The organism is Stenotrophomonas africana (genome assembly GCF_013004645.1).
Classification (GTDB): domain Bacteria; phylum Pseudomonadota; class Gammaproteobacteria; order Xanthomonadales; family Xanthomonadaceae; genus Stenotrophomonas; species Stenotrophomonas africana.
Genome location: NZ_JABEME010000024.1, coordinates 22,135 through 28,616, shown reverse-complemented (window position 1 = coordinate 28,616; position 6,482 = coordinate 22,135). Strand labels below are relative to the sequence as shown.

Below are 6,482 nucleotides of genomic sequence, written 5' to 3'. Positions count from 1 at the left end.
GGTGTGGGGCTGCAGGACCGTTGGCGCCATGGATGGCGCCATCGAGCCCCCATGGACGGGTTTACGGCGTGTCCTGCAGCCCCACACCGCCCCGCCAGACCATCAACAATCCAGAGCCGCATTGGCTTTGGCTTTGGCTTTGGCTATGGCCTTTGCTTGCGCGGTGGCCTCTGCAGGTGCAGGGCGCAGCCCTGCCGAAACCCACCCTCAGGAACTGCAGGACAGCATCGAGCAGCCGGCGCGGTTGTCGGCCCACGCCGGGCGCTTGCCGGCGAAGCGTTCCAGGCCGGCACGCTCGGTATATGGATCGCGCAGTACGTCCTGCAACGCATGAATACCGCCGAGGTCGCCCTGTTCGGCGCGGTCGATCGCCTCCTGTGCCAGCCAGTTGCGCAGCACGTACAGCGGGTTGGCCGCTGCCATCTTCGCCAGGCGTTCGCTGGCCGACAGCGGATCGCTGCGCAGGCGCGCCGCGTAGTCCTGCAGCCACTGCTGCAACGGTGCCTGCACCGCCTGCTGGCGCGCCTCGTCGTAGTACACCGCGTCCAGCACGCCCGCATCGGGCGCCACCGGATCGATCCGCATCAGCGCGCGCCAGGCCAGGGTCATGTCCATGCCGCCGTCCTGCATCAGCTGCTGCCAGCGCAGGTAGAGCTGCAGGTCGTCATCGTCGGCCGCGGCCAGGCCGAGCTTGGCTGCGGCGTCGCGGCGCGTGCAGGCCGCGAAGGTGGACTGGTAAGCCGCCAGACCGGCCTGCAGCGGTGCGACATCGGCGAACAGCGGCGACAGTGCCTGCGCCAACCGGCTCAGGTTCCAGTACGCGACCTGCGGCTGGGTACCGAAGCGGTAGCGGCGACCCTGCGCGTCGGTGGTGTTCGGCGTCCAGTCCGGATCGAAATCCTCGACCCAGCCGTAGGGACCGTAGTCGAGCGTGAGGCCGAGCACGGACAGGTTGTCGGTATTCATCACGCCATGCACGAAGCCGACGCGCATCCAGTGCGCGATCATCTCGGCGGTGCGCACCGCGATCTGCGCGAACCAGTCGCCGTACAGCGCCTCGCCCCGCCCTTGCAGTCCAGGGAAATCACGCGCGATGCAGGCATCGACCAGCTGCTGCAGCAGGGCGGTTTCCCCGCGCGACGCCGGCAGTTCGAAGGAACCAAAGCGCAGGAACGACGGCGACACCCGGCATACGATGGCGCCGGGTTCTGCACGCGGATGGCCATCGTAGAACATGTCGCGCACCACGTCGTCGCCGGTACCCACCAGCGACAATGCGCGCGTGGTCGGCACGCCCAGGTGGTGCATGGCCTCGCTGCAGAGGAATTCACGGATGGATGAGCGCAGCACTGCGCGCCCATCGGCGCCGCGGGAATAAGGCGTGGGGCCGGCCCCCTTCAGCTGCAGCTCCCAGTGGCGGCCATCCGGCGCGATCAGTTCACCCAGCGAGATCGCACGGCCATCGCCGAGCTGGCCAGCCCAATGGCCAAACTGATGGCCGCCGTAGTTGGCGGCCCATGGCTGCATGCCGGCGTACAGTGCATTGCCGCCAAACACCTGCGCGAAGCCTTCGCTCTCGACCTCAGCGGTATCGAAACCAAGCATCGCGGCGACGTCCGGTGCCCAGGCCAGCAGCGTGGGCGCCGTCACCGGGGTCGGCATCACCGGCGACCAGGCCGCGCCCAGCACTTCGCGCCGGCGCGGGCCGGATTCGGGGTCGCCCGGCAGGGTCTGCAGCAGGCGGTTGTCGAAACGGGGGCTGTCGGTATCCATGGTGCTGAAGATGGGGGCGACGGCCGCCCGCCTCAATTGCCGCTGAGCGCCTGCAGGTGGCCGCCGTGGGCCTCGGCACGCTGATAGGCCGGCCGCTCGCTGATGCGCTTGAGAAAGCCTCGCAGTGCCGGCTTGTCGTCGAGGCCACCGCCGCGCGCGGCGGCAGCCTGGATCGGGAAGCTCATCTGGATGTCGGCCGCACTGAAGCGCTCGCCGGCGAACCATGGGCTTTCGGCCAGGCGCCGCTCCATCCAGTCCAGGTGCAGGCGCCGCTGTGGGCCGATGAAGCCACGTTCGGCCTTGTCGGCGATGCTGCGCGCGATCGGGCGCGCGAAGAACGGCATCGGCGCGTTGCGGATGCGGCCCATCACCAGGGTCAGCAGCAGCGGCGGCATCGCCGAGCCTTCGGCGTAGTGCAGCCAATAGCGGTAGGCGATGCGCTCGGCACCATCGGCCGGCATCGGCGACGGCGACAGCTGGCGCTGCGTGTCGTAGCGGTCCGCGAGGTAGTCGAGGATCGCGCCGGACTCGGCCAGTACCAGTTCGCCATCCTGCAGTACCGGCGACTTGCCCAGCGGATGCACGTTGCGCAGTTCCGGCGGCGCCAGCAGCGTCTTCGGATCACGCGGATAACGGCGCAGTTCGTAGTCCAGCCCCAGCTCCTCCAGCATCCACAGCACGCGCAGGGAACGGGAGTTTTCCAGGTGATGGACGATGCGCATGGGGATGATCCTTGGGGAGGAATTTCATCCTACCGCGCAGAGTGCATGCCGCTTGTAGAGTCGAGCTTGCTCGACTGATTTCCAGAGACAGTCGAGCAAGCTCGACTCTACAAAGCAGCGGGCAATAAAAAACGCCGGAAGCTTTCGCTTCCGGCGTTCTGGCTACCAAACGGTAGCAGACGGATTAGACCGCCTGCACCTGGTCAGCCTGCATACCCTTCTGACCCTGGACGGCGATGAAGGTAACCTTCTGGCCTTCCTGCAGGGTCTTGAAGCCGGTGCCCTGGATGGCACGGAAGTGCACAAACAGGTCCGGGCCGCTTTCCGGGGTGATGAAGCCGAAGCCCTTGGCGTCGTTGAACCACTTGACGGTGCCGGTCTGACGATCAGACATTTGACTAACTCCTGAAACACATGTTGAAAAAATCGCAGCCACCGGGTATCGGGGCCGAGACTGAGTTGCAGGCGTTGGTAAAGCGGATCGATGAGCGGATCGTGAGATCAACTGCACCAGGCCACGATTCACGGTGACCCTAGCAAACACAGTGGGACGAACGATACGCGTGTTTTCTGCAAAAAGCGATAGCCCGGACGTTCATGGGCTTGCCCCGCCCGCTAGACGTGACAAGGGCTGGCAGCCGATCGAGGCTAACCCCGAGTCCCCATTCAGGATTTTCCTACCCTACACTGGGTAAATGACTGAAGCTGAAACCCAAGCTGAACCCGCCCTCCCCCGCATCTGGGTGGACGCGGACGCCTGCCCCACCGTCATTCGCGACATCCTGTTCCGTGCCGCTGAACGCGTTGGCATCGAGCTGACCCTGGTCGCCAACCAGTGGATCCGGACCCCGCCCTCACGCTGGCTGCGCTCGATCCAGGTGCCCCAGGGCCTGGACGTGGCCGACAGCGCCATCGTCGAGCGGGTCGCCGCCGGAGACCTGGTCGTCACCCAGGACATCCCACTGGCCGCGCTGGTGCTGGAGAAGAAGGCCGTGGCTCTGAACCCGCGCGGCCAGCTGTACACCCCGAACAACATGGCCGAGCGGCTGTCGATGCGCAATTTCATGGAAGAGCTGCGCGGCGCCGGAGTGCAGACCGGGGGCCCTCCGCCGCTGGGCCCGCGCGACCGGCAGCTGTTCGCCGCCGAGCTGGATCGCTGGCTGGCCCGACGCCCGGTTCGCTGAACGGCCCTACCCGCTCTGGCCGGGCAGGCACAGGCGCCGCTGGCTGCTGAACCGCCGTGGCTCCCCGCTCAATGGGTCATCGAAGGCCAGCCCCTGCGCCAGCAGCTGCAGGGGCGACTCGAACGTGTCATCCCGGCGCGGCCTCAACTGCGGATACAGGTCATCGCCCTCGATGGGTGCGCCCAGCATCGCCATATGCACGCGCAGCTGGTGCTTGCGGCCGGTTTCCGGCCGCAGCCGGTAGCGCCAGACCGGCCCTTCGTCCTCGATCAGCTCGATCCGGCTGCGCGCATTGGGCTCGCCCGGCACTTCGGCCATGCGGAAGAACGGCTCCCCCGACACCAGGCGGCTGTCGCGCTGCAGCGGAAACTCCAGCCCGGGTAGCGCCGGTGCCAGCGCCTCATAGGTCTTCTCGATGCGCCGCTCGCGGAACAGCCGCTGATAGGCATCACGCGTGGCTGCCTGGGTCGAGAACAGCACCAGGCCGGCGGTCAGCCGGTCCAAGCGGTGCAACGGCGCCAGTTCGGTGTTTCCGGTACGTGCGACCAGGCGCGCCAGCAGGGTTTCGCGTACATAGCCACCGGCCGGCGTCACTGGCAGGAAGTGCGGCTTGTCGGCCAACAGCAGGTGCGCATCCAGATGCAGGATGGTCTCGGCGAAGGGAATCACCGGCTCGTCGGCCACTTCGCGGAAGTACTGGATTTCCAGCCCCACCTGCCAAGGCATGTCCGGCGCCAGCGCCCTGCCCCACGCATCCTGTACACGGCCTCGGGCGAAACGGTCCTGCCATTGCGCGCGGTCGATGCGCGGGAAACGCACGCACAGGCCATCGAGCAGGCTGGGCCAGTGGCCGGGCGGCAGCTGCAGGCGGCTGGGCAAGGTCATGGCGTCCACTCTGGCCACGGGAAAGAGCGCAAGAGTGCCACCGTTGACGCTGCGCAGACAGACCGGCAACGGACACCCCTGGAGCAAACCTCTATCATTGTCGTCTTTAGTCCACGGACCCCCCATGGCTCTCACCGCCACCATCCGCAAGGCCGAACTGCAGATCAGCGACATGGATCGCGGCTACTACGTGACCCACAACCTGACCCTGGCCCAGCACCCGTCCGAGACCGACGATCGCCTGATGGTGCGCCTGCTCGCCTTCGCCCTCAATGCCAGCGATCGCCTCGAATTCGGCCGCGGCCTGAGCACCGATGACGAGCCGGATCTGTGGGAACACGACTACACCGGCGACATCCTGCAGTGGATCGACCTGGGCCATCCGGACGAATCGCGCATCCGCAAAGCCAGCAACCGCAGCCGCCAGGTGCAGGTGATCAACTACGGCGGCAACGCCTCGGACATCTGGTGGAGCAAGCAGAGCAAGGGCCTGGCGCGCTTCGACAACCTTTCGGTGGTCGACCTCGACGGTGCCTTCGTCGAACTGTGGGGCCAGCAGATCCAGCGCGCCATGCGTTGGAGCGTGTTGATCCAGGACGGTGAAGTGCAGCTGCTCAACGACCAGATCCAGCTCGACGTGATCCCGAACTGGCGCAAGCGCGCCAAGGCATGAGCACGATCCGTTGCGATGTAGTGGTCATCGGCGCCGGCGCGGCCGGGCTGATGACCGCGATCACGGCTGGCCAGCGCGGCCGCCAGGTGCAGGTGATCGACCATGCCAACAAGGTCGGCAAGAAGATCCTGATGTCCGGCGGTGGCCGTTGCAACTTCACCAACACCGGCACCACCCCGGCCAACTTCCTGTCGGCCAACCCGCACTTCTGCAAGTCGGCGCTGGCGCGCTACACGCCCTGGCACTTCATCGAGCTGGTGCACAAGCACGGCATCGCGTATCACGAAAAAGAGCTGGGCCAGCTGTTCTGTGATGTCTCGTCCAAGCAGATCGTGAAGATGCTGGTGGACGAATGCCAGGCGGCAGGCGTGCAGGTCCGTACCGACTGCAGCGTGCAGCGCATCGAGCACGGCAGCGATGGCTTCCGTGTGCACACCACCCATGGCCTGTTCCATTGCGCCTCGCTGGTGGTTGCCACCGGCGGCCTGTCCATTCCCAGCATGGGTGCTACCGGCTTCGGTTATGAGGTGGCCCGACAGTTCGGCCACCAGGTGCTGCCGACCCGCGCAGGCCTGGTGCCACTGACGCTCAGCGGCAAGCACCAGGAACGGCTGGCCGATCTCAGCGGCGTCGCTCTCCCCATCGAGGCGCGCTGCAACGGAAAGAGCTTCCAGAACTTCATGCTGCTGACCCATCGCGGCGTGAGTGGCCCGGCGATCCTGCAGATCTCCTCGTTCTGGCAACCCGGCGACGCGCTGGAGCTGGACCTGCTGCCCGGCCAGGATGCCGGCGAGTGGCTGCGCCAGATGAAGCGCGAACGACCCGCCGCCGAGCTGCGCACGGTGCTGGGCGAGGTACTGCCGAAGCGGCTGGCACAGCGGCTGTGCGAACACTGGCTGCCGGACCGGCCCGTCCGGCAGCTGGACGAGCCCGTGCTGCGCCAGGCCGGACAGCTGCTGGGCGCGTTCCCGCTGGTGGCCAGCGGCACCGAAGGCTACCGTACCGCTGAGGTCACCCTGGGCGGCGTGGACACCGCCGACGTCTCGTCTTCGACGATGGAATCCAAGCGCGTGCCCGGCCTGCATTTCGTTGGCGAGGTGCTGGATGTGACCGGCTGGCTGGGTGGCTACAACTTCCAGTGGGCCTGGGCCAGCGGCCACGCGGCCGGTGGCGTGGTGTGAACCACATCGCCGTTCGATGCGTGCAAGGGGTGCGCGCATGGACGGTTCGGCGCGCATCGTGTAT

7 protein-coding genes are annotated in these 6,482 nt (G+C 66.8%); 3 read left to right on the top strand and 4 right to left on the bottom strand.

Annotation, left to right across the window (positions count from 1 at the left end):
* Positions 1-207 precede the first annotated feature (207 nt).
* The 3 genes from HLA98_RS20830 to HLA98_RS20820 all read right to left on the bottom strand — a co-directional run bounded on the left by HLA98_RS20830 (position 208) and on the right by HLA98_RS20820 (position 2,889).
* Positions 208-1,773, bottom strand: coding sequence for a protein adenylyltransferase SelO (locus HLA98_RS20830; RefSeq protein WP_057500522.1), 1,566 nt, complete (start codon positions 1,771-1,773; stop codon positions 208-210).
* 32 nt (positions 1,774-1,805) lie between these two features.
* Complete coding sequence (locus HLA98_RS20825) at positions 1,806-2,495, bottom strand: glutathione S-transferase family protein (RefSeq protein ID WP_057500523.1); 690 nt, start codon at positions 2,493-2,495, stop codon at positions 1,806-1,808.
* Between the two features lie 184 nt (positions 2,496-2,679).
* Positions 2,680-2,889, bottom strand: coding sequence for a cold-shock protein (locus HLA98_RS20820; RefSeq protein WP_004153307.1), 210 nt, complete (start codon positions 2,887-2,889; stop codon positions 2,680-2,682).
* Positions 2,890-3,190: 301 nt separating this feature from the next.
* Here HLA98_RS20820 and HLA98_RS20815 point away from each other — a divergent pair, with 301 nt between their 5' ends.
* A complete protein-coding gene (locus tag HLA98_RS20815; RefSeq protein WP_010484520.1) occupies positions 3,191-3,679 on the top strand; it encodes a YaiI/YqxD family protein in 489 nt (162 codons plus the stop codon).
* 6 nt (positions 3,680-3,685) lie between these two features.
* On the opposite strand, the gene HLA98_RS20810 is transcribed toward HLA98_RS20815, so the two are convergent.
* Positions 3,686-4,564, bottom strand: coding sequence for a pseudouridine synthase (locus HLA98_RS20810; RefSeq protein WP_057500524.1), 879 nt, complete (start codon positions 4,562-4,564; stop codon positions 3,686-3,688).
* A 124-nt stretch (positions 4,565-4,688) separates the two neighbouring features.
* Between HLA98_RS20810 and HLA98_RS20805 the strand changes: the two genes are divergently transcribed.
* Together HLA98_RS20805 and HLA98_RS20800 are read left to right on the top strand one after the other, a co-directional pair.
* Entirely contained in the window at positions 4,689-5,237 is a 549-nt protein-coding gene (locus tag HLA98_RS20805) for a YaeQ family protein (protein ID WP_049447615.1), read from the top strand.
* Positions 5,234-6,418 carry a BaiN/RdsA family NAD(P)/FAD-dependent oxidoreductase gene (locus HLA98_RS20800; protein WP_057500525.1) on the top strand — a complete coding sequence of 395 codons (1,185 nt, stop codon included), beginning with the start codon at positions 5,234-5,236 and terminating at the stop codon, positions 6,416-6,418. The genes HLA98_RS20805 and HLA98_RS20800 overlap by 4 nt, the downstream gene beginning before the upstream one ends.
* The last annotated feature ends 64 nt before the right edge of the window (positions 6,419-6,482 follow it).